22 protein-coding genes are annotated in these 21,660 nt (G+C 49.5%); 15 read left to right on the forward strand and 7 right to left on the reverse strand.

Features of this window, described 5'->3' with window-relative positions; genetic code table 11:
- Positions 1-29: 29 nt before the first annotated feature.
- The 7 genes from ABGI61_RS12120 to ABGI61_RS12150 all read left to right on the forward strand — a co-directional run bounded on the left by ABGI61_RS12120 (position 30) and on the right by ABGI61_RS12150 (position 9,124).
- A complete protein-coding gene (locus ABGI61_RS12120; protein WP_008221300.1) occupies positions 30-509 on the forward strand; it encodes an Hcp family type VI secretion system effector in 480 nt (159 codons plus the stop codon).
- A gap of 87 nt (positions 510-596) precedes the next feature.
- On the forward strand, positions 597-2,411 hold the full coding sequence (gene tssI, locus ABGI61_RS12125) for a type VI secretion system tip protein TssI/VgrG (protein WP_347601422.1): 1,815 nt from the start codon (positions 597-599) through the stop codon (positions 2,409-2,411).
- Between the two features lie 25 nt (positions 2,412-2,436).
- Positions 2,437-2,730, forward strand: coding sequence for a PAAR domain-containing protein (locus ABGI61_RS12130; protein WP_347601424.1), 294 nt, complete (start codon positions 2,437-2,439; stop codon positions 2,728-2,730).
- A gap of 5 nt (positions 2,731-2,735) precedes the next feature.
- On the forward strand, positions 2,736-3,890 hold the full coding sequence (locus tag ABGI61_RS12135) for a hypothetical protein (protein ID WP_347601426.1): 1,155 nt from the start codon (positions 2,736-2,738) through the stop codon (positions 3,888-3,890).
- Positions 3,868-4,899 carry a hypothetical protein gene (locus ABGI61_RS12140; protein WP_347601428.1) on the forward strand — a complete coding sequence of 344 codons (1,032 nt, stop codon included), beginning with the start codon at positions 3,868-3,870 and terminating at the stop codon, positions 4,897-4,899. The genes ABGI61_RS12135 and ABGI61_RS12140 overlap by 23 nt, the downstream gene beginning before the upstream one ends.
- Positions 4,886-8,866: an RHS repeat-associated core domain-containing protein gene (locus ABGI61_RS12145; RefSeq protein WP_347601430.1), complete on the forward strand. Its 3,981-nt coding sequence runs from the start codon at positions 4,886-4,888 to the stop codon at positions 8,864-8,866. The genes ABGI61_RS12140 and ABGI61_RS12145 overlap by 14 nt, the downstream gene beginning before the upstream one ends.
- Positions 8,867-8,869: 3 nt before the next feature.
- Positions 8,870-9,124, forward strand: coding sequence for a hypothetical protein (locus tag ABGI61_RS12150; RefSeq protein ID WP_347601432.1), 255 nt, complete (start codon positions 8,870-8,872; stop codon positions 9,122-9,124).
- A gap of 115 nt (positions 9,125-9,239) precedes the next feature.
- Here the strand turns inward: ABGI61_RS12150 and ABGI61_RS12155 are convergent, their stop codons facing one another.
- Positions 9,240-9,524 carry an MAPEG family protein gene (locus ABGI61_RS12155; RefSeq protein WP_347601434.1) on the reverse strand — a complete coding sequence of 95 codons (285 nt, stop codon included), beginning with the start codon at positions 9,522-9,524 and terminating at the stop codon, positions 9,240-9,242.
- Here ABGI61_RS12155 and ABGI61_RS12160 point away from each other — a divergent pair, their 5' ends adjacent.
- A complete protein-coding gene (locus ABGI61_RS12160) occupies positions 9,525-9,938 on the forward strand; it encodes an RHS repeat-associated core domain-containing protein (protein ID WP_502264015.1) in 414 nt (137 codons plus the stop codon).
- Positions 9,939-9,941: 3 nt separating this feature from the next.
- Entirely contained in the window at positions 9,942-10,352 is a 411-nt protein-coding gene (locus tag ABGI61_RS12165; RefSeq protein ID WP_347601438.1) for a hypothetical protein, read from the forward strand.
- A gap of 505 nt (positions 10,353-10,857) precedes the next feature.
- On the opposite strand, the gene ABGI61_RS12170 is transcribed toward ABGI61_RS12165, so the two are convergent.
- Positions 10,858-10,962, reverse strand: coding sequence for an MAPEG family protein (locus ABGI61_RS12170; RefSeq protein ID WP_347601621.1), 105 nt, complete (start codon positions 10,960-10,962; stop codon positions 10,858-10,860).
- A gap of 151 nt (positions 10,963-11,113) precedes the next feature.
- On the opposite strand from ABGI61_RS12170, the gene ABGI61_RS12175 reads away from it, so the two are divergent.
- Positions 11,114-12,109 (forward strand): RHS repeat-associated core domain-containing protein, encoded by a 996-nt coding sequence (locus tag ABGI61_RS12175; protein WP_440590657.1) that lies wholly within the window; start codon positions 11,114-11,116, stop codon positions 12,107-12,109.
- 73 nt (positions 12,110-12,182) lie between these two features.
- Positions 12,183-12,449, forward strand: coding sequence for a hypothetical protein (locus ABGI61_RS12180; protein ID WP_347601442.1), 267 nt, complete (start codon positions 12,183-12,185; stop codon positions 12,447-12,449).
- Positions 12,450-12,477: 28 nt separating this feature from the next.
- On the opposite strand, the gene ABGI61_RS12185 is transcribed toward ABGI61_RS12180, so the two are convergent.
- On the reverse strand, positions 12,478-12,870 hold the full coding sequence (locus ABGI61_RS12185) for an MAPEG family protein (RefSeq protein ID WP_347601444.1): 393 nt from the start codon (positions 12,868-12,870) through the stop codon (positions 12,478-12,480).
- A gap of 136 nt (positions 12,871-13,006) precedes the next feature.
- Between ABGI61_RS12185 and ABGI61_RS12190 the strand changes: the two genes are divergently transcribed.
- Complete coding sequence (locus ABGI61_RS12190; protein ID WP_347601446.1) at positions 13,007-14,293, forward strand: cyanophycinase; 1,287 nt, start codon at positions 13,007-13,009, stop codon at positions 14,291-14,293.
- 50 nt (positions 14,294-14,343) lie between these two features.
- Here ABGI61_RS12190 and ABGI61_RS12195 read toward each other — a convergent pair whose 3' ends face one another.
- Entirely contained in the window at positions 14,344-15,387 is a 1,044-nt protein-coding gene (locus tag ABGI61_RS12195; protein WP_347601448.1) for a patatin-like phospholipase family protein, read from the reverse strand.
- Between the two features lie 19 nt (positions 15,388-15,406).
- Positions 15,407-16,690, reverse strand: coding sequence for an anti-phage deoxyguanosine triphosphatase (locus ABGI61_RS12200; RefSeq protein WP_347601450.1), 1,284 nt, complete (start codon positions 16,688-16,690; stop codon positions 15,407-15,409).
- A 172-nt stretch (positions 16,691-16,862) separates the two neighbouring features.
- Between ABGI61_RS12200 and ABGI61_RS12205 the strand changes: the two genes are divergently transcribed.
- Positions 16,863-17,165, forward strand: coding sequence for a YebG family protein (locus ABGI61_RS12205; RefSeq protein ID WP_347601452.1), 303 nt, complete (start codon positions 16,863-16,865; stop codon positions 17,163-17,165).
- Here ABGI61_RS12205 and ABGI61_RS12210 read toward each other — a convergent pair.
- Positions 17,162-18,559: an alanine/glycine:cation symporter family protein gene (locus ABGI61_RS12210; RefSeq protein ID WP_347601454.1), complete on the reverse strand. Its 1,398-nt coding sequence runs from the start codon at positions 18,557-18,559 to the stop codon at positions 17,162-17,164. The two genes, ABGI61_RS12205 and ABGI61_RS12210, sit on opposite strands and share 4 nt — an antisense overlap.
- A 29-nt stretch (positions 18,560-18,588) precedes the next feature.
- Here ABGI61_RS12210 and ABGI61_RS12215 point away from each other — a divergent pair, with 29 nt between their 5' ends.
- Together ABGI61_RS12215 and ABGI61_RS12220 are read left to right on the forward strand one after the other, a co-directional pair.
- Positions 18,589-19,701, forward strand: coding sequence for a cation diffusion facilitator family transporter (locus ABGI61_RS12215; protein WP_440590658.1), 1,113 nt, complete (start codon positions 18,589-18,591; stop codon positions 19,699-19,701).
- Positions 19,702-19,781: 80 nt separating this feature from the next.
- Positions 19,782-20,354, forward strand: coding sequence for a lipid-binding SYLF domain-containing protein (locus ABGI61_RS12220; protein ID WP_347601456.1), 573 nt, complete (start codon positions 19,782-19,784; stop codon positions 20,352-20,354).
- A 49-nt stretch (positions 20,355-20,403) separates the two neighbouring features.
- On the opposite strand, the gene ABGI61_RS12225 is transcribed toward ABGI61_RS12220, so the two are convergent.
- Entirely contained in the window at positions 20,404-21,618 is a 1,215-nt protein-coding gene (locus tag ABGI61_RS12225) for a pyridoxal phosphate-dependent aminotransferase (RefSeq protein ID WP_347601458.1), read from the reverse strand.
- Positions 21,619-21,660: the final 42 nt, after the last annotated feature.

Below are 21,660 nucleotides of genomic sequence, written 5' to 3' on the forward strand. Positions count from 1 at the left end.
CCTGTTTAAATATGCAAAAGGAGCATAGCATGCAAGCAAATACCTACCTGAAATACGGCGCAATCAAAGGCGAGACCACCGCTGAAGAGTTCAAGGACATGATCACGGTATTATCAATGGACTGGGGTACCCAGCGTGAGCTGAGCTCGTACACTGGTACCGCGATGGACCGTGAAGCCAGCGCTACCCGGTTAAATGATATTGTTATCACTAAACTGCAGGATAAGGCTTCACCTGATCTGTTCAAAGAGGCCACTATCGGTAAAGGCCAGAAAGCTGTATTCCACATCACCAAGCAAGGTGACAAAGTGGAAGAGATCATGAAGATAGAACTGACTGATGCGATGATCAGCAGCTATCAGATGTCAGTTTCTGGTGACCGTCCTATCGAAACTATCGTGATCAGCTACACCGAGCTGATGATGACTGTTACGCCTACAGACGACAAAAACAACGTTACTGCACCGTTGGTATACGGTTACAGCGGCGTTAAAGGCTCTAAGCTGTAAGCAGTTCAGGCTGGTGTGGTGTGCCACACCAGCTCTTTTTTGGCTTTTTTACCGATCATCTTATCAGTAACCAGTTGAGGCGAATGGATGCAACAGGCAACCCAGGACGAGAATAGCATCAGAATTGACACGCCACTTGGCAAAGATGCATTAATTTTAACCCGGTTTGTATATCGCGAAGCGTTGTCACACCTGTTCAGTATCAAAGCTGAGGTGTATAGCAATGGCCGTGATATTAAAGCTGATGCGCTGATCGGTAAGGAAGTCACTATCACTTTAGAGTTGGGTGACAAAACCCAGCGTTATTTTCATGCCGTGGTGGCGGATGTTACGGCATTGGGCGAGCGGGTAGCAAAAGCCGCTGCTGAGGCTTCGTACCGCGATTACAGTCTGCAACTGGTGGCTAGCGCCTGGTATATGCAGCACCGGGTGAATAGCCGGATTTTTCGTAAGAAAAATGTGCTGAAAATTGTCGAGCAGCTGGCCGGTGAGCATGGCGTTAAAGTAGATGTGGCAAACAAAATTCAGGGCAGCTACCCGGATTACGATTTTAAAGTGCAGTATGAAGAGAGCGATCTGGATTTTATCCAGCGTTTATTACAGCACGAAGGTATCTTTTATTATTTTGAGCATAGCCAAAGCAGCCATAAGCTGATTTTGGCTGATAAAGCCTCGGCCTATGAGCCTTGTAGCCAGGAGCAGGTAAAATATTTCTCCGGCAGTTTAGCTGAGCCGCATATCCATCTGTGGCAACAGGCACTGGTGATGGCGCCGGGCAAGTTTGTCCAGCGCGGCTTTGACTTGAAAAAGCCAACGGCACTGCCCACAGGCGAGGTGAGTAAAGGCAGCTTGGTAAGTGGTCATGCTGAATACGAAGTGTTTAATTATGATGCTGAAGCAGACATTCACCCAAGGGCGAGTGCCATAGCGGGTTTGCGCTTAGAGGCACTACAGCGTGATATTAACCGGCGCAAGGGTGCCAGCAATTGCCGCAGTTTTAGCATCGGCAAAACCTTTACCCTTACCGAGCATGACGATAAAGCCGAAGCCGGCAAACAGTATGTGCTGACCGAAGTGGTGTTAACCGCCGCTATTGCCAGCCAGACAGGTGCGAATAAGGTTGCATCACAGGATATCAGTAACACCTTTTATTGTGTGCCCAAAGCGGTCGCTTACCGGCCACAGCTGACTATCGCTAAGCCTGTTATCACCGGCGTACAAACAGCAACGGTGACCTGTCGCGGTGGTGAAGAGATCTCCGTCGATGAGCTTGGCAGGGTAACGGTCAAGTTTCACTGGGATCGCTCAGAGGTAAAAGACCACGAAAGCTCCTGTCCGATCCGGGTTAGCCAGAACTGGGCCGGTAAAAACTGGGGCGCGTTTTTCTTCCCGCGCCGTGATCAGGAAGTACTGGTTGAGTTTTTAAATGGCGATCCGGATCAGCCGGTCATTATTGGCGCGGTGTACAACTCTGATCATATGCCGCCTTACACCTTACCGGCGGATAAAACCCAAAGCGGTATTAAAACCCGCTCCACCAAAGACGGTGGCGCGGCCAACTTTAACGAACTGCGTTTTGAAGATAAAAAAGGTGAAGAGCTGTTTTATCTGCATGCTGAAAAAGACTTTGAACTGCAGGTTGAACACAACCAAACCGATATGGTGGCTAACGACAGAACCACCACCGTTAAGGGTAACGACACTGAAACGGTGAATAAAGATCGCAAAAACACCGTCGATGGCAGTGATACGCTAAAAGTCGGCAAGAAGCTCTTAATCGATGCCGGTGATGCCATCACCATTAAAACCGGTGTGGCGTCTATTTCGATGAAAAGTGACGGCTCTATCGATATTAAAGGCGTCAATATCACGATTAAGGGCAGTAAAGTCAGTATTAACTGATTGTCGCAGGAAACAGGATACCGCTATGGCTAAACCCGCCGCCGTTATTGGCAGTATGCACGTGTGCCCCAAGGTCGATCCGGGCCCTAAGCCTCATGTTGGTGGCCCGGTAATGCAGGGCTCACCTAATGTGACTATCTGCGGTATACCGGCTGCGCGTAAAGGCGATAAGCTCGTATGTATAGGCCCGCCGGATACGATTAGCGGCGGCTCTGCCACAGTATTTATCAACGGTAAAAACGCCGCCCGCTTGGGTGATGACACTGAACATGGCGGTAAAATCGTCGTAGGTATGCCCACTGTTCTTATTGGTGGCTGATAAGCATGTTGCAAGTCGATGCCATTATCGGCCAGGCCGAATTGTTACTGCAGCAACGTATCAGCTTTAAACAGCACCGTTATATTAATCCTGTTCAGTTGCGCCAGCATGATGCCCGTCTGGCTGATTGTCTGCGGTTATTAGCTGATATTGCACTTCCAGAGGACATTCCAGCCTGGCTAGCCTGGCTGGTTGCCAAAGCGCCAACAGCAGCGCTAACGTCAGAGCTAACACCAGAGCAATTGCCGGCAGTATCCGATAAAACCTATGTCTGGTTACTGCTGCATGAGATTAAGCACTTTGACGGGCCAGAACGCCTGTTAGCAGTGCTGAAGCATTTATGTCTGCAACGCCAGGATGAAATGAATGAAGGTGAGCAGACTAAGCAGGCCGAGCTCGGCGGGTGGCTGGCTTTAAGGCTGGCGCCCACGGAAGTAGCCAACGATGCTGCTTTTGCAGCGGCGCTGATGCAAACGAGTACTGGACTGGTAGCGCTGGGCTTAAGTCGTAAACGCCAGTATTTACCACAGATAAGGGAACTCGCCTCTGCTTTATCTTTGACTGAGCCACGACGCGCTGCTGCTAAGGCAGCGGCTTGGTTACTGGGGCAGCCGTCAGACGAAGTAATACTGCTAAAGGAAATACTACAACCTGAATGTTTTGCCGCTAGCAGCCTTTTTTTTGACGTGCTGTTAATGCTGCTAATGTGCACTGCGCCTGACAAAGCGCAGGATCAGATGGTGAATATGCTGGCTAACCTGAATACGGCCGAACAACCTGCATCTGGCACGACGCTTGCCATTCAGGCTATGGGCTTTAGTGGGCAGTTAAAGTTTGTGCCCTTGTTAATGGAGTTAAGCCAGCAGCCTGAGCTTAATGCGCTTGCTGCTAATGCGCTGGCGTTACTACTTGGTGCAATGGACGCCGACGCACTACTGGAGCGCCCTACGATGGCAGATTTTGCCTGCAATAAGGCGGGGCGCAGCCTAGCGGGCTGCACTGTTATGCCAACTCACCTTGCGATGGTGCTACAGCGTGGAAACCCTCAGCAGCGCCAGCTTGCGGCCTGTTATCAGTTTTGGCAACACCCCGACAAGCCACTTTATTTTGCTGACGTATTTAGCGGAGGGCGCACTGATGCCGGCACTGCCAGCGCTTAAGGCGGCAAGTTACACACTGCATTTAGCCAGCCTGCCACACGCCCGGCAGCTGGAGCAAGTAGTGTTTGCCGCTGTAACGCCAAAGATGCTGAAGTGGCAGCAAGCTGATATAGCCACAGCATTTTTTAGCGATGATCCGACAACTTTTAGCGAACAGCCGAGAACACAAAGCCAGCGCTTATTGGTGCTGCTTGACGCTTTACTGGCGAAGATGCCTGCCAGGCCGGCGCAGCAGATTGTCTATTTGCTGTTGCCGGAATTTAACAGTGCCGATGATGCGCTGCTAAGCGCTTTACTGCAGCAGCTGATGCGAAATCACCCAGATCTTCTGCAATCACCGCAGTGCAGGGTATTTCCTTATGGTGCAGCCGCAAGCGTGATGGCGCTAAAGGCCGCAGCAGAATTGTTAGCCCAGCCGGAGCTGCAGCAGACAGAAATCTGGCTTATTGCTGTCGATAGTTTAAATGACGAAGCGGTGTTTAGCCGCTATGCAGCAGAGCAAAGCGCAGCAGAACAAAGCAGCCAGCTGCTGTCTGAAGGCGCTATAGCGCTGTGCTTAACCGCGTCGGACAGGGGTTTGCAGTTTGTCATTGCCGCCTCTGATGCGCAGTTAGAGCAACATGCTCACGACGACATGGCTACTGCAGGCTTGTTGCGGCAAACCGCTTTGCAACTGAGTAATAGCCAGGCGCAGCTAAGCCTGATTTGTCTGCCAGACAGTGGAAACGATTACGCCTCTCAATGCTGGCTTAATCATATGTCGCAGTTACATGGTGTGGTAACAGAAGATACAGAGTACCTGCTGCCGGGCTACCAAACAGGTGAGCAGGGAGCCTGTGGCGGCGTGTACAGGCTGCTGCTGTTATTGCACGAGGCACAGCAGGGCCGCTTCAGCGGTTTCGTTTTACAGTATGAACAATCGCTGCGCCGCTATCGCGGTGTTGCGCTTTATCAGTCGGTGCAACCGCAAAATGATACACAAGGACGTTTCCAGCATGAGCATTCATAAACTCGACATTAAAAGCCGGTTAGGTGCAGTAATTCAATTTAGTACCAGCACTACGGCCGGTGGTGCAGCCTTGCGCTTTGCCTCTGCTAATGAAGCAGCAGAGTTTTTAAGCCGGCATTTTAATGATTATCACTATGCCAGGGGCTTACTGGGCGTTGCCGAAGGGTTGGGCATTTCCTGTGGCGACTTGCAGGTACAACAAGCCAAACAGCAGTTGTTTACTAAGCTTGCTCAGGCTATGAGTGAGGGCAAATTGCAGGTACGGGAATTGCCGGCGCCTGAGCGTCAGCAAAGCGCGTCAGCGCCGGCAGCTGCGTCGGCCAAAGTGGCACCGGCAAAAGCCAATAAACCTGGTGGCGCAGCGCAGGCAGATACTGGCGAAAAAAACGGCCCGGCAAGCAACAATGAAACCGGCACTAACGCCAGCGGCACTGTAACGCCGGATAAAACTCAGGTGGAATGCGTTGGCGATCCGGTATCGACCTGCACCGGCGAAGAAATACTCGAACTTATTGATTTTGAACTGCCAGGCCCGTTACCGCTGCAGTTTAAGCGCACTTACCGCTCCAGTCAGTGCCATGAAAACCTCGGCTTGGGCTATGGTTGGCGCAGTAACTTTCATCTGCAAATTGAAACTACAGTAAATAGCGATGGTGAAACGCGCTTAACCTTGCACGATGACGAAGGCCGGCGTTTAAGCTTTGTGCCTGTTGTGGCCGGCGAAACCAGTTATCAGTTGGCAGAAGGGCTGGCGCTGCGACACGAAGATAACGGCAGCCAGGTACTACTGCGCCCGGATAACACCCATTGGGTGTTTGTGCCGCTAAGCAGTGAAAAGCAAGGGCCGACGCGCTGGGCACTGCATCAGATCTTCGACAGTCTGGGTAACTATCTGCAACTGTATTACGACCGCTATCAGCGCCTAAGCCGGATAGATTACACCCGTAAGCGCGGTGTAGAGCTGCGTTACAACGAGCAAGGCTTGTTAAGCACCATAGAAGCGGTAGTACAAACCGAGCAGGGGCTAACATCGTTAAATGTGCAGTTAGCCCAGTATCATTATGATGAGCAGCGTGACTTAATTGCCGCCACTGATAAGGCTAAACAAACCGAGCACTATGGTTATCAGGCACACTTACTGGCAGTCAGGCAACGTGCCAGCGGGTTTAAGCATTATTTCAGCTGGCTCGGTGAAGGCCCAGGCGCACGCTGCCAACGTAACTGGGGCGATGATGGTTACTACGACTACCAGTTTGACTATGACGATAGCCAGCGTTTAACCGTCAGCACGGATAGCCGTGGCCAGCGCTGGCAGTACTTTCATAATGAGCGCAACCAGCTGATTAAGAAGGTGGCCCCGGATGGCGCCACCTGGCGTTACACCTGGAACAGCCAGGGTAAGAAAATTGCCGAAATAACGCCTGATGGCGCCGCTACGCGTTACTATTTTAACGAGCAGGGCCAGCTTATAACGGTAGAGCAAGCAGACGGTGCCATCAGCCATTTTCAGTATAACGAGCTTGGTCAGCGCACAGGTTTTACCGACGCCGAAGGCCAGCACTGGCGCCGTGAATACAGCGCCGCCGGTTTATTAACCGCAGAAATCTCGGCCGATGGCGCCGTAAGCCGCTATCAGTACAATGCACAGGGGCAATTAACCCAGCGCCAATTTCCGGATGGCCAAACTGAGCAGTATTTATGGAATGATGAAGGCCAGCTGCTGGCGCGTAAACAGGGCGAGGCGGTAAGCCGTTATAGTTACGATTCCCTCGGGCGTTTAAACGGCGTTGCAGATGCTGCTGGCCTTGTGACTGAATATCAGCGCAATACCGCGGGCCATATTACGCAAGTAAAACAATACCCGATCGATGCGCCGGAGCAGGCCAGTATCGAAACGCTGCAGTATGACAATGCTGGCCGGATTATCAGTAAAACCAATGCACAAGGTGAGCAAAGCCAGTGGCAGTATGAGGGCTTAGCTCAACCGGTAGTGCATATTCAGGCCGATGGCAGCCGCTTTAATTATGAGTATGATAAAGAGCGTAACCTTACAGCCATTATGCGCAGCGACGGCGCACGCTATCAGCTGGATTACGATGGTCAGGAGCGGCCTGTCGCCTTACAGGGCTTTGACGGCCGCCAACAGCGCTACCAGTATGATATTGCCGGGCGTATCAGCAGTGTTAATGATGGCAGTAAGCGGCAGATAAAACTTAAGCGTGACAGCCGCGGCCGTATTATTGAGCAAACGGCCTTGTATGGCCAACAGCTGGCCAGCAACCATTTTCATTACGACAAATTAGGCCGGCCACTGCGTGCCAGTAACGCCCAGCGCAAATTACGCTTTAACTACCATGCCAATGGCCAGCTAACTGAGCATTGGCAGGATGACTGGCGCATAGCGCATCAGTATGATCAGGCCGGCCGGCGTTTAAGCACTTTACTGCCCGATGGCACCGCGCTGGATTATCGCTACAACGAGCAGGGTTTACTGGCGCAACTGGCGGTAAACCAGCAGCCGGTATTGTGGCGCAGCTTTGATAACGCTGGCCGTGAAACTGCGCGCGAATACCAAAGTGGCCTGCAGTTACAGCAAGAATTTGATGCCTTTAACCGCTTAACCGTACAGCAATGGCAAACAGGTACGCGAAGCCAGCAGCGGCAGTATCGCTACAGCGCGCTACATCAGTTAGTGGTGGTTACGGATAACCAAAATGGTGATGTCGAGTATCAATATAACACGCTGGATCAGTTAGTTAGTAAAAGCCACAGCACTGATGTCAGCCAGAACGAACAGCAGCAGTGGGACAGCTTTGGTAACCCCACAGGTGATGGCATAGAGGTAAAGCAGGACCGTTTACTGCGGTTTCACGAAAACCAATATCAATACGACGATAGCGGTAATCAGCTAAGTGTCACTGCGCCGGGCAAACGTCAGCAACGCGAGTTTAATGGTTTTAACCAGCTAACGGCGTTGCAGCAGAATGACTCTGTTACGCGTTACGAGTATGACGCCTTTGGCCGGCGCAGCGCTAAAGTTACCGCTGCTGGGCGTACCGATTATCTGTGGGACGGCAATACGCTAATTGGCGAATACTGTCAGGGTGAATACCGCTGGTATGTGTTTGAACCAAACAGCAATAAACCGCTGGCGCTGCTAAGCGGCGGCCAGTTGTATTTTTACCAGTTGGACCAACTAGGCACACCGCTCAGCTTAACCGACAGCGAAAACAACATCGTCTGGCAAGCGCATTACACTGTGTTTGGTAAAGCCACGGTAACGGTTAACAACATTGATAACCCAATTCGCTTTCAGGGCCAGTACTACGACAGCGAAAGCGGGCTACACTACAACCACTTTAGGTACTACGACCCACAAACCGGTCGTTTTATCAGCCAGGATCCAATAGGGCTATTGGGCGGGATAAACCACTACCAGTACGCACCAAACCATATTAACTGGATAGATCCATTGGGGCTATGTGCGAAGGAAAGCGGTGTAGATTTTTATGTTGGACCGTCAGGCCCGCTTGCTACATTACCTTCAACAGCCTACCGGTATGACCGTTATTTAAATGATGACGGGACGTTGAACGAATGGGGAGATAAAATAATACAATCAGGTGAAGGACGGGTAACATACTTTGGTTTTGAGAAGTATGATTCTGGTACTAAAGCTGCAGATGCTTTTCAAATTAAGACTAAGCGACATGTGAATCCGCTAGATCCTGAGGATAGATCATGGAGTGACAGCCGCTTACGAAGCGAATTTGATACACTTCAGTTGTTCGATAAAGATGGGGTTCCGTCAGTTCGGGTGCCAACAGCTTATGGTGATAAGCCTGGAGAGGCTCCTGAGCCGTTTACATCAGCTTATCCGGAATTTGGTACTGGTGGTGCGCAACAACTTCATGCCGATGGCGCAATAATAAAATACAGGAACACAGAAGTGTTACCAGAGGATTAAGTAATGAGTATAAGGTCTGATTATCCCTGTGATGAAGCAATTAATGACTTAGAGGTTTTTTTTAGAAGGCATATTGCTAATTCTAAAGATCTCCAGAGATTTCTTGATTATTTAGTTCAATTTAAGGCTGCTGGAAGAGTCAGCTTTCGCTTTTTACACGAAGAATTGATGGCATACAGAAAGACTAATTCAGATTATTTTCCATTCAGTGATGAGGAGCGTAAGATGATGGATAAAATGTTTCACTTTTGGGGGTAGGTGCTTGCTCTGCCATCTTAATCGTCAAGAACAACGAAAATACAATTCACATTGGCAACTACAGAGGGAAGTTATAGTTGTTTTATTATCGACTATCACTTAATGACTTTACCGATTACACAACCGCCCTAACTTCAATCGAAAACGCCGCCACCATACCGATATTCCATACTGCGGAGCGGGTGGTGGCGTAGTCCAGCCAATAACACACCAGATACGCCAGTCGGCTGGCGATAAATACCCAGGCTAAAACCACCGTTGTGCTATCCACTGCATCAAGTGCTATGGCGCTGAATACTGCGCAGGCATACATCAGCAAGGCTTCAAAACTATTGTAATTCGTCGCATTAGCGCGCAGGGCATACCGATTATTTGTGGGACTGCGATAAGCGGCGGCCAACTGTATTTTTATCAGTTGGATCAGTTAGGCACACCGCTCAGCTTAACCGACAGCGAAAACAACATTGTCTGGCAAGCGCATTACACTGTGTTTGGTGAAGCGACGCTAACGGTTAATAAAATAGACAACCCCATTCGCTTTCAGGGCCAGTATTACGACAGCGAAAGCGGGCTACACTACAACCACTTTAGGTATTACGACCCACAAACCGGCCGTTTTATCAGCCAGGATCCAATCGGGCTATTGGGTGGCATAAACCACTACCAATACGCGCCAAACCATATCAACTGGATAGATCCGCTGGGGTTGAGTTGTAAGGAGAATGCTTGGAATACATTCCAGAAAAATACCAAAGGTCACTTCTCGAGTAGCTCAACTGCTGCCGCTTCATATAAAAAAATGAAAGAAGTCTGAGCCTTGGATAACTCTGCACGACCTGATGTTACAGACTACTTACCCCAGTCATATATTGATGCTCATGAAGCAAAGTTTGCTGGTGGTGCATCTTACTTCACCCCTAAGTGGGCATTGGATGAATATGGACGTGATGTTGTAGGTCGTCCTGATGGACAGTTTGTTATGACCAAAGCTCAAATGGATGATATTTTAGTCAGGTCACTTGGTGATATGGGGTTAATAGAAGCTGAGTTGGGGATTCCAGCAGGTGATTGGCAAAAAAATGAAATGGTTGTAATAGAAATTGACGATCCTAAAAAACACAATGTTCGAATTCCGACTGGTAGAGAAGAAGGAGCAAACGACCTTTGGCTTCCAGGAGGTAAATTACCAACTGGTCACGATGAAGCTGTTATAGATGCCGTACCTTGAGGAGCATATAAAGAAATGAGCATTGCTGATGCAACAAAACAAGCGAAGAAAAAATCATGACTATAGTGTTTCAAAAACCTTATTCTTACTCTTTGTATGATTATGACGATAATTGGTATCTAACTTATTTATCCGGTGGGCCTCTGGAATCAGGTGTTTCAATAAAACTTAATCCTGAAGAAGTTTATCGAGTTCGTAACAATCAAGGGGAGCTTGAGTAGCTAATCAAAGAATTCAAACATGACAGTTCGTTATATGAAGGTCGCGAAATTTCACCAGTAGTAACTTCAAAAGGTCCACCAGAAAACGTTTAACGGAGATTTTCTAACAGTAGAGCTAATCAACGTTTTCGAATAAGGCGTGATGGTGCTGTGTATCGCAACTATCAGAGACGTTGGTCACAATCAATATTTGTGAAAAGGCAATACTATGATTGCCGATTTAATTTTGTATTTTACAACACCGCTCTTAGCGCTATAGCAAAAGCCGCCACCGTACCTGTAATCTAGACTGCGGGGCGGGTGGTGGCGTAGTCCAGCCAGTAACACACCAGGTACGCCAGTCGGCTGACGACAAATACCCAGGCTAAAACCACCGTGGTGTTATCCACCGCCTCAAGTGCTAAGGCGCTGAATACTGCGCTGGCCAAAGCCGGTTAAGCAGGCTTGCTGTGCGCGCGGGTAGTGGTTGTCATAACCGCCGGCTTTTTGCATGGCAAAGGCCAGCAGCGCGAGTTTAATGGTTTTAACCAGCTAACGGCGTTGCAGCATAATGATGCTGTTACGCGTTACGAATATGACGCCTTTGGCCGGCGCAGCGCTAAAGTTACCGCTGCTGGGCGTACCGATTATCTGTGGGACGGCAATACGCTGATTGGCGAATACTGCCAGGGTGAATACCGTTGGTATGTGTTTGAACCAAACAGCAATAAACCGCTGGCGCTGCTAAGCGGCGGCCAGTTGTATTTTTACCAGTTGGACCAACTAGGCACACCGCTCAGCTTAACCGACAGCGAAAACAACATCGTCTGGCAAGCGCATTACACTGTGTTTGGTAAAGCCACGGTAACGGTTAACAACATTGATAACCCAATTCGCTTTCAGGGCCAGTACTACGACAGCGAAAGCGGGCTACACTACAACCACTTTAGGTACTACGACCCACAAACCGGTCGTTTTATCAGCCAGGATCCAATAGGGCTATTGGGCGGGATAAACCACTACCAGTACGCACCAAACCATATCAACTGGATAGATCCGCTGGGGTTGAGTTGTAAGGAGGAATGTAGTGGTGAAAAACGTTTTAATACTAGTGACGAAGCAGCTTTATATATCATGAAACTGGCTAATCCGATGTCAAAAAGGGACAATCTAGAATATGGCGGCCTTATATTCAAAGATGCTACTGGAAAGTATGGTTATACAGGGCCGATAGTTGGAACTGAAGATGGGGTCAATCCTTTTGATGGGTCAGCAAAAGTACCTGATGATAGCTTGGAAGTTGGCTATTGGCATACTCATGGTGAATACTCGGCATTTGACCAGTATGACAATATTGTAAGGACTGCTGATCCGTCGCTTGATGATTTCAACAGTGATCATTTCTCGTCTCAAGATTTGAATGTTGCTGATTATAAAGGCAAAAGCTCGGAAGAGTATAAGGGGTACGTGGGGACGCCGGGCAATATTTACCGAGGTTACGATGCTAAATCTAAAAAGCAATATATCCTGGATAAGCCTGCACCAATTGACGATTAAAAACTTACTTATAGTTTTAATTTTAGTTAGTTACAGTGCGAAAGGTAGTATAGAACTGCATAAGGAAAAGCTTATGGAAAGCTCAACAGCTGTGAGATTCGATGGAGTCGCATTTAGTGGTATCAAGTCAGCTTATGACGACTTTTTCAGTATGGGGTACGATATAAATAATTACACAGTAGATATATTGATATCGAACCAGATTAAGGTGGTATTTACTCCAAAATTTCATCCTGACGAAGGTCTTGTTTTGGGTGGTAAGACCCGACATGGAAGAGAGGTTTCCTATGTTGTAGATTTAACCACCTTAAAAATTATTGATAAAACTTTTGCTAGGTAATTTAATTTTTTTTATTAAATCGTAATTTTTATGAAAACACCGCCCTTAGCGCTATAGCAAAAGCCGCCACCATACCAATAATCCATACTGCGGAGCGGGTGGTGGCGTAATCCAGCCAGTAACACACCAGATACGCCAGCCGGCTGATGATAAATACCCAGGCTAAAACCACTGTGGTGCTATCCATCGCCTCAAGTGCTATGGCGCTGAATACGGCGCAGGCATAAATCAGCAAGGCTTCAAAACTATTGTAATGCGCCGCATTAGCACGCTGGCCAAAGCCGGTCAGGCTGGCTTGCTGCGCGCGCGGGTTGTGGTTGTCATAACCGCCGGCTTTTTGCATGGCAAAGGCCAGTGGCGCTTTGGCCAGATAGGGCAGTAACATGGCAATAAACAAGGTAATTAATAAGCTGGAAATCATAAATGCTCCGGTAACAAAGTGGCGGTAGTGAGTGGGCTGGTATGCTGACTTTGGCTGACAAAATCTGCTAACCTGCCCCCGCGGGACTAATAATAACAACAGCCCGTGTTCTTACCACAAAAATGGAGCAAAAAAATTGAAGCATTATGTTATTCCGTTTATCGCCGTCGCCACTATGGCAGCGTGTTCAGAAAGCCCGCCTGAATCAGCAAGCCTTGCCAGTGCCAGCGGTGCGCTGGTGATGGTGGGTGGCGCGCTTAGCAGCTCAAATGCCGCTGTGTATCAGCGCTTTATCAGCCTGGCCGGTGGTGCCGATAAGGCAAAAATTGCCGTTATTCCTGCCGCCAGTGGCCAGCCGGTTAAGTACTTTAACCAGTTCGTGGCTGATATGCAGCGATATGGCGTAGCGGCCTCGCAGGTAACGCTTATCCCGCTGGCGGTAAAAGATGATAAATCGACACCACAGCAGGATGAAAGCCAGTGGCAACATAATGCCAGCGACGCAGAGCTGGCGGCCAGTTTGCACGACTACACGGCGGTGTGGTTTTTAGGTGGCGATCAGCTGAATATCACCGGCACTTTACGTAAAGACAACAACATAACGCCGTTGTTAGATGCCGTGTATAAGCTATATCAGCGCGGTGGCGTAATCGGCGGTACCAGTGCCGGTGCAGCCATGATGAGCCAGGTGATGATCGCGGCCGGTGACTCCTGGGGCGCACTCACGCAGGGGCTGACCGACAGTTATAACGGTATGCAGGATCAGGAAAATGGCCCGTTACTGCTCAGTCAGGGCCTGGGGTTTTTCCGCCACGGCATTATCGATCAGCATTTTGACCGCAAAGCCCGCTTTGGCCGCTTAGTGGTAGCTGCTGAGCTTAATAAGCAGCAGTATCCACGTGGCTTTGGTATCGATGAAGATGCCGCCTTAGTGTATGAAGCGAAAACTGGCCTGGTACAGGCGATTGGTAATGGTGCAGTGACGCTGATTGATGTCAGTGACGCCAAACGCATCGATAACCCTAATGGCTACCACATTGAAAATGTGCGGATCAGTATTTTACAGGGCGATGATCAATACCATGTTAATGAGCAGCGCTTTATACCTAATCCTCTTAAACAGGCCACTGTAGGCAGCGAATACCTGAATATCAGCTCGCCTGTGGTATCGGGCGTATTTAGCCGTAATACCCGGTTAAAAGATATGCTGACCTTTGATTTGGTAGACAATAAAGGCACAACAGAAGTTGTAAGTTACCTGATGCAAGGCGATGGCCCGGGTTTTACGCTGCGTTTTACCCAGGATGAGCAAACTCAGGGTTACTGGCAATATCTGGATGGCTTAAAAGATAACGGCAGTGCATACAATGTTAAGCTGGATATTATTCCCAGCCATTTTAATGTCTCGCCGTTAGTGCCGTAACGCCGGTAAAAAGGCCCGGGCACTGCGCTTTGGGCCTTTCTCTCTTCAGATTACAGCGGTTCAGCGACAAAGTTACCCTGTTTTAACGCTTCGGCTAACTGCTCTGAGCGGGCAATGACTTCTTGCCAATAGGCAATACGTACGTTATCCGGCAGTTTAAAATCGTTACGGTCGGGTATTTTGCCAAACGGCAGCGACTTTACCCACTGCTCGCTGGGGCACAACAGCACCACATTATGTAAATGTGCTGGCGTTGCCCGCCGCCACGGCAGGGCTTTGTCAAACCAGCCCGGCGTTAACCTGGGGTAGAAATGCGGATACAGCACCAAGCCATCGTCACTAAAGGGCAGGTCAAAATGATAATCCGTAATACCGCCATCGTAATACCGGCCAGTACCGGCACCGGCAATGTCCTCTACCGGGTTCAGCACCAGTGGAATAGCGCCACTGGCCACTACCGCCTGGCGCAGGTTGGCTTTATTCAGTTCAACATGTTGGGTGGGCAAAATACCGGCATGATGAAAGGGGGCCTGGCTAGCAGGGACATGAAACAGTACCCGCTGAAAAAAATGGTTAAGGTGTTTGCGATGCAGCATATTAGCACCGGCGGCCAGCGTCAGTGCGCTGGCCTGGGCAAGTCTGTGCCGGCCCGCAGCAATACGCCGGGCTTTGGCCACCACCAGATTAAGCTTAATCACCGGATTGGCTAATACCTGATCCAGCGCCGCTTCCGTTGGAAAAACCTCGTCAATAATGCCGGCTGAAATGTCGCTGATAAGGTTGGTATCGGCGCCTTTTGGGTAGCAAATATGGCTGTAGGCGTGGCAAAAGCGCTGTGAAGCTGCCACCGGGTTGGCCTGGGCAAAGCACGCAAAGCGCCAGGCACCGGCAGAGCTGCCTAAAATATGCAAAGGTTTAGTGCGGCCAGCGAAAAACTCACCAAACAAATACTGATCCAGCCCAAACAAACTAAACCATTTAGGCCCGCCACTAGCACCTACCATCACGTTAATGTCGGCCTGGCGTAAACCATGCTGCTGAATATGCGCAAGCGCCGTAGGGCCGGCCAGTACCCGAAGTACAGAAGAGGTCACAACAGCTTTCCTTGCATTTTCAGACGGCACTGGCATAGAGCCGGCGGTACATCAGCTCTGCGTAATCGTCAGTCATGCCGGAGATGTAATCGCAAATCACCCGGGTTTTCAGCGCATCGGCCGCCTGTTGCCAGCGCAGTTGGGTGTTGGCCGGTAATAAGCGCGACGGATCTGAGCAAAAAGCGTCAAACAGCGCCATCAGCATGTTTTGACAACGAAAACGCGACTGTTGAATATCAGGTCTGGAAATAACGCAGCGGTACACCAGCTGCTTTAGGCAGTGCAAAATGGCCTGCGGCGTTTCAGCCAGCACCGCATTGTAACGGATCAGCGGCTCTGTTGCGCCGGGCAATATTTCAGTAAGTGACACCGAGCTTATCAGCAGGTTCACCAAAGAGCCGATAGCGTCTTTTCGTAAATGATGCTGGTGGCTAAACAACGCAGCGCCTATCTGCTGCATTTGCTGCGCCAGGGCGGTGGGCAGGTTATCCCAATCGCTATTGGCCAGCCACTGGCTTTCGCTGATGTTACCCAGCACTATGGCATCTTCTAGATCATGTACGCCGTAAGCAATATCATCTGCCAGCTCCATAATAGAGGCATCTAACGATTTATAGCGTGATTTAATAAACGGCGATTGCTCAAGCCTATCGACCTGCTGAAACAAGCTGCGATCGTGAGCAGACAGCGGTGCGAGGATCCAATCGAGAATATCGCTATCCGCAGCAAAAATGGCTTTTGCCGGCTTCCAGGGCGTTAGATTAAGCGGGTTTTGCAAAGGTAAAGGCGCCAGGCTTAAGTTCGGCTGCAATACCGGATATTTTAATAAGCCCAGTAAGGTGCGTCGTGACAAGTCCATGCCATGCTGCTGGGTGTAGGGCTCAAGTTTGGCGACAATTCGCAGTGTCTGGCCGTTACCTTCAAAACCGCCATGGTTCAGCATTTTGTAGTTAAGCGCCGTTTCGCCGCCATGGCCAAAAGGCGGGTGGCCAATGTCATGGGCCAGGCAAAGGGCTTCCATTAACGCATCAGCCGGTAAGATACCGTTAAGCCCGGCAGGGGTTTTACTGCGCAGTTGACTGACTAAACCGGTGCCAATTTGCGCCGCTTCTAACGAGTGGGTAAGCCGGGTGCGATAAAAATCATTCTGGCCAATGCCTAAAATCTGCGTCTTGGCCTGCAGCCGGCGAAAGGCCGCAGAGTGTAGAATACGCGCCCGATCGCGTTGCCAGGGGGTACGCTGATCGCCCGGACGCATACTTTCTGCACCGGAGCGGCGTTCAGACCATACAGAATCAGCCATGATATTCCTTGTTAATCAAACTACTAGCGGCGCGGCGGCCGTTTATATATTCAGGCTATAGTACGCCAATAGCGGCAAAACTTCGAGTAGACAAAGGTGGCAATAAAAGCATTAGACAGCAATACATTTATACTGTATAAAATGACAGTAATTTAATTCAGGGGGAAACACCATGGCTGTGATCATCAAATATGTGGTAGAACGTAACGGAGCGGAAAAAATGACTTTTACTTCTAAGGCCGAAGCCGATGCTTATGACAAAATGCTCGACACGGCCGATGAGCTGACCACAGTGCTAGCCGAAAGTAAATTGCTAACCGATGATAACCAGATCGAAGCACTGGCGCTTTATTTAGCACAGCACAAAGATGAGTTATTAGTTGCACTGGGCGCTAAAAAGCCGGCGGCAAAAGACAAAGCGGCTGTTGACAAAACGGCTAAAGCGAAAATAGCGGCGATAGAGCAGGCAGCTTAACGCGCCTGCTGTAATTTTTGCCAATAGGCGCTTAAGTCGGCTTTTACCTCAGGCAATAGCAGATAAAGCGCCAATATATTAGGAGCCGCCATTAAGAAAATCATTGAGTCGATAAAATCAAACACTGCCATCACGTTGGGCACAGCACCAATAGACACAATAAAACAAAATAACACCTTGTATAGTTGGGTAAGCCTGGGGTTATGACCAACTAAATAGCGCCAGCCGGTAAGGCCATAGTAAGACCAGCTAATTACGGTGGAAAAACCAAACAGCAGCAGCGCCACCATTAACACCCAGGGAAACCAGCTAAATACCGAGGCAAAGGCGCCAGAGGTAATTTGTACACCATCCAGCCCCGGCGTTTGGTAAGCACCGGTTAAAATAATTACTAAGGCGGTAATGGTACATATCACTACAGTGTCGATAAAGGGCTCCAATAAACCAACGAAGCCCTGACTGACCGGATCTTTTACCTGAGCTGCGGCGTGGGCTATAGGGGAGGAGCCGATACCGGCTTCATTAGAATAGGCCGCACGGCGAAAACCTTGGATCAGCACCCCGATAAACCCGCCATAGCTGGCCTCTGGCGTAAAAGCGCTTTGCATAATAAGCCACAGCGCGGCAGGAATAGCGCTGTAATGGTTTAACATCACCATCAAAGATGCCACAAGGTAAATACCACACATCAGCGGCACAAGTTTGCTGGTGACCCTGGCGATACTTTTTAGGCCGCCGATAATCACTGCACCCACCAACAGTGCATAGCAGGCACCAAATAACCAGGCGTTATCAAAACCTGTCACCGTTTTTACCTGCACAAAGCCCTGATTTACATGAACAAAACCGGCTGAGCCAAAAATAACAAATACTGAAAATGCCATGGCCAGCACAGTGCCCAAAAGTGGCAGATTCACTTTTTCCAGTGCCGCTTTGATGTAATACATTGGGCCGCCCGACACACTGCCATCGGCATTAATCTGCCGGTACTTTACCGCCAGTGTACATTCGACAAATTTGGTCGACATACCTAGGAGGCCAGCCACGATCATCCAAAAGGTGGCACCCGGGCCACCTAAACTTATCGCCACTGCCACGCCGGCAATATTGCCGGTACCGACAGTGCCTGAAAGCGCTGTGCTCAACGCCTGAAACGGGGTAATTTCGCCTTTGGCGCCGGTGCGTTTATTGTTACGCAGCAAACTGAGGGAATGACCAAAGCCGCGCACATTGATAAAGCCCAGATAGGCGGTAAACACCAGGGCGCCACTAATTAACCAGATAAGCACTAAGGGAATAGCCACGCCATTAATATCAAAGGCATAAAACACCACAGAGGATAACTGTGCTGTAAAATTTGCAAAGGCTTCACCAAAAGAAAACGCAGTAGTCATGTATTGTTAGCAGTATGGACGTCTGAAGAATGCAGCAAGACTACTGTGTTCTAGGTGCAGATACAAGGGTCAATATTACGGGCAGCCTGACGTTGTATCTTATTGAATTTACTTTTAAGCTGCTAACAGGATTTGATCTGGTGGGTAGTGCAGAAATGACAACGCAACATCGAGGCTCTGAACAACATCCAGAGCAACATAGCACGCATCATACTCACTCGCATGGTCATCACTCTCATTCGCATGGTTATCACTGTGGCCATCAGCACCATCACAGTGAAAGCAGTAATATTGCGCTGGCGTTCTGGCTTAATTTTAGTTTTGCCCTGGTTGAAATTGTCGGCGGCCTGTTAACTAATAGCGTTGCGATTATTGCCGATGCTATTCATGATTTAGGCGACAGCCTGGCGATTGGGTTTGCCTGGCTTGCCAGTAAAATTGCAGGCAAAGCACCTGATGCGCGTTACAGCTATGGCTATCGGCGCTGGTCCTTACTTAGCGCTTTAATAACTGGCCTTATCCTGGTAGCTGGCTCGGTGTGGGTGTTAGCTGAAGCGATACCGCGTTTAGGGCAGCCGCAGTTACCCCATACCGTTGGCATGTTTGTGCTGGCACTGTTGGGTATAGCAGTAAATGGTGCTGCATTGCTGCGCTTACGCCGCGGTAACACGCAGAACGAGAAAGTGCTCAGCTGGCATTTGCTGGAAGACGTACTGGGCTGGGTCGCGGTGCTAATCGGCGCTGTGTTGATGTATTTCACCGGCTGGGCCTGGTTAGATCCACTGCTTTGTATCGGTTTTACTCTGTTTATTTTAGTTAACGTAATTAAAAGCCTGCGCCAAACGCTGGCGTTATTTTTACAGGTATCGCCCAGCCCGGCATTACAGCTGCAGATTGAAACGGCTCTCAAGCAACTGGAATTTGTCAAAACCGTGCATCATTTGCATCTGTGGTCGCTTGATGGCGAGCAGCATGTGCTTACCCTGCATTTAGAGGTGGTTACGCCGGCAGATCTTGCAGGGCAGCTTCAGTACAAGCAGCAAGTCGCTGCCGTGCTGGCGCCTTATAAGCTAAGCCATACCACAGTGGAGTTTGAAATAGACGGTGAAGCCTGCCGCGATAGTCAACATGCAGTTAAGTAGTGTTTCAGTTAGCGCGGCTACACTGCAATGGTACTTTGATGATGGCAATGCCCGGGCGTTGCTACTAACAGGAGCGTGTTATGTTAAAACATTTACCCAAATTGAGTTATTTGCTGTTGGCGATGGTGCTGTTGATATCAGGTTGTGCCGGTGGTTTTAACGCCAGCGTTGATGAACAACGTAATGCGATAAAGCAAATGCGCAACGAGGTATTGGCTGAGTTGTATCAGCAAAAAGCCAGCGCACGGGCTGAAGTACAAAAGGCGCCAGGTTATGCGGTGTTTAGCAATGCCAATGTAAACCTGATCCTGGCCAGCTTTGGCGGCGGTTACGGTGTGGTGCGTGATAACCGCAGCGGAAAAGACACTTATATGAAAATGGGTGAGGTTGGCCTTGGTTTGGGGGCTGGGGTAAAAGATTTTCGTCTGGTGTTGGTGTTTCATACTACTGACGCCATGAAGCGTTTTGTTGATCAAGGCTGGGCGTTTGGTGCCCAGGCTGATGCTGCCGCCAAAGCGGGTGATAAAGGTGGCGCTGTGGGTGCAGAGGCCAGCGTTGATGACGTGACGATCTATCAGTTTACTGAAACGGGTTTGGCACTGCAGGCGACTATTAAAGGCACTAAGTTCTGGTTGGACGACAAATTAAATTAAAAAGGCAGCGATGCTGCCTTTTCGTATTGTTCAATGATCTGGCAAAGGTTTACTGGCTATAACCGGGTAAAAACTGCGCCAGTTTACCCAGCGCTGCTTCCAGTTGCTCTTTATGTGGTAAGAATACGATGCGAAAGTGATCCGGCTCTGGCCAGTTAAAAGCGCGGCCATGTACCAGCAACACCTTGTGCTGACGCAGAAAATCCAGCACAAACAACTCATCGTCTTTGATACGAAATTTCTTGCGGTCAATCTTAGGAAACAAGTACATAGCGCCTTTAGGGCGCATACAGCTTAAACCATCGATTTGTGTTACCAGTTTATGCGCCAAATCCATCTGCTCATATAAACGCCCGCCAGGCACCACTAACTCGTTAATGCTCTGATAACCCCCCAGTGCTGTTTGCACTGCATGCTGGCAGGGCACGTTGGCACAAAGCCGCATTGAGGCAAGGATATTCAGACCTTCAATGTAATTTCGCGCTAAATGTTTGGCGCCGGAGATAAACAGCCAACCCACGCGAAAGCCCGCGATACGGTAGTTTTTTGATAAACCGCCAAAGGTCAGCATAATTAAATCATCCGCCAGTGACGCCGTGCTGACATGCTCAGTGCCGTCATACAGCACTTTGTCGTAAATCTCATCGCTGAGCACCACCAAACGGTGCTCACGGGCGATTTTCAGCAATTCCAACAAGAACGCTTTGTCATACACCGCACCAGTGGGGTTGTTCGGGTTAATCAGTACTATGGCTTTGGTTTTTTTACTGATTTTCTGTTTGATATCGTCTAAATCCGGGTACCAGTCCTGCTGCTCGTCGCAGCGGTAATGCAGCGGTTTGCCGCCGGCCAGGTTAACGGCTGCGGTCCAAAGCGGATAATCAGGTGAGGGCACCAGTACTTCATCGCCATTATTTAACAGCGCCTGCAGCGACATTAAGATCAGCTCAGATACACCATTGCCAATGTACACATCATCGGCATCGGCGCCTAAAATGCCACGCTGTTGGTAATACTGCGCTACGGCTACTCTGGCAGAGTAAATCCCTTGCGAGTCTGAATAACCCTGTGCAGTTGGCAGATTATGAATAACGTGCTTTAAAATTTCATCCGGTGCTTCAAAACCAAAAGGCGCGGGATTACCGATATTTAATTTCAGAATGCGATGGCCTTCTTCTTCCATGCGTTTGGCTTCCTGTGCCACAGGGCCGCGGATGTCATAACAGACACCGTCTAATTTAGTTGAGCGCTCAATGGGTTTCATAACAACGACCTTAATGCCTGTGTTTTATCCGTCCAGACAGCT

This window comes from Rheinheimera fenheensis, assembly GCF_039871805.1.
GTDB lineage: Bacteria > Pseudomonadota > Gammaproteobacteria > Enterobacterales > Alteromonadaceae > Alishewanella > Alishewanella fenheensis.

Coding starts and splice junctions, on each gene's coding strand:
- ABGI61_RS12120 (WP_008221300.1), top strand. CDS start 30: ATGCAAGCAAATACCTACCTGAAATACGGCGCAATCAAAGGCGAGACC.
- tssI (WP_347601422.1), top strand. CDS start 597: ATGCAACAGGCAACCCAGGACGAGAATAGCATCAGAATTGACACGCCA.
- ABGI61_RS12130 (WP_347601424.1), top strand. CDS start 2,437: ATGGCTAAACCCGCCGCCGTTATTGGCAGTATGCACGTGTGCCCCAAG.
- ABGI61_RS12135 (WP_347601426.1), top strand. CDS start 2,736: ATGTTGCAAGTCGATGCCATTATCGGCCAGGCCGAATTGTTACTGCAG.
- ABGI61_RS12140 (WP_347601428.1), top strand. CDS start 3,868: ATGCCGGCACTGCCAGCGCTTAAGGCGGCAAGTTACACACTGCATTTA.
- ABGI61_RS12145 (WP_347601430.1), top strand. CDS start 4,886: ATGAGCATTCATAAACTCGACATTAAAAGCCGGTTAGGTGCAGTAATT.
- ABGI61_RS12150 (WP_347601432.1), top strand. CDS start 8,870: ATGAGTATAAGGTCTGATTATCCCTGTGATGAAGCAATTAATGACTTA.
- ABGI61_RS12180 (WP_347601442.1), top strand. CDS start 12,183: ATGGAAAGCTCAACAGCTGTGAGATTCGATGGAGTCGCATTTAGTGGT.
- ABGI61_RS12185 (WP_347601444.1), bottom strand. CDS start 12,870: ATGATTTCCAGCTTATTAATTACCTTGTTTATTGCCATGTTACTGCCC.
- ABGI61_RS12200 (WP_347601450.1), bottom strand. CDS start 16,690: ATGGCTGATTCTGTATGGTCTGAACGCCGCTCCGGTGCAGAAAGTATG.
- ABGI61_RS12205 (WP_347601452.1), top strand. CDS start 16,863: ATGGCTGTGATCATCAAATATGTGGTAGAACGTAACGGAGCGGAAAAA.
- ABGI61_RS12210 (WP_347601454.1), bottom strand. CDS start 18,559: ATGACTACTGCGTTTTCTTTTGGTGAAGCCTTTGCAAATTTTACAGCA.
- ABGI61_RS12215 (WP_440590658.1), top strand. CDS start 18,589: ATGCAGCAAGACTACTGTGTTCTAGGTGCAGATACAAGGGTCAATATT.
- ABGI61_RS12220 (WP_347601456.1), top strand. CDS start 19,782: ATGTTAAAACATTTACCCAAATTGAGTTATTTGCTGTTGGCGATGGTG.
- ABGI61_RS12225 (WP_347601458.1), bottom strand. CDS start 21,618: ATGAAACCCATTGAGCGCTCAACTAAATTAGACGGTGTCTGTTATGAC.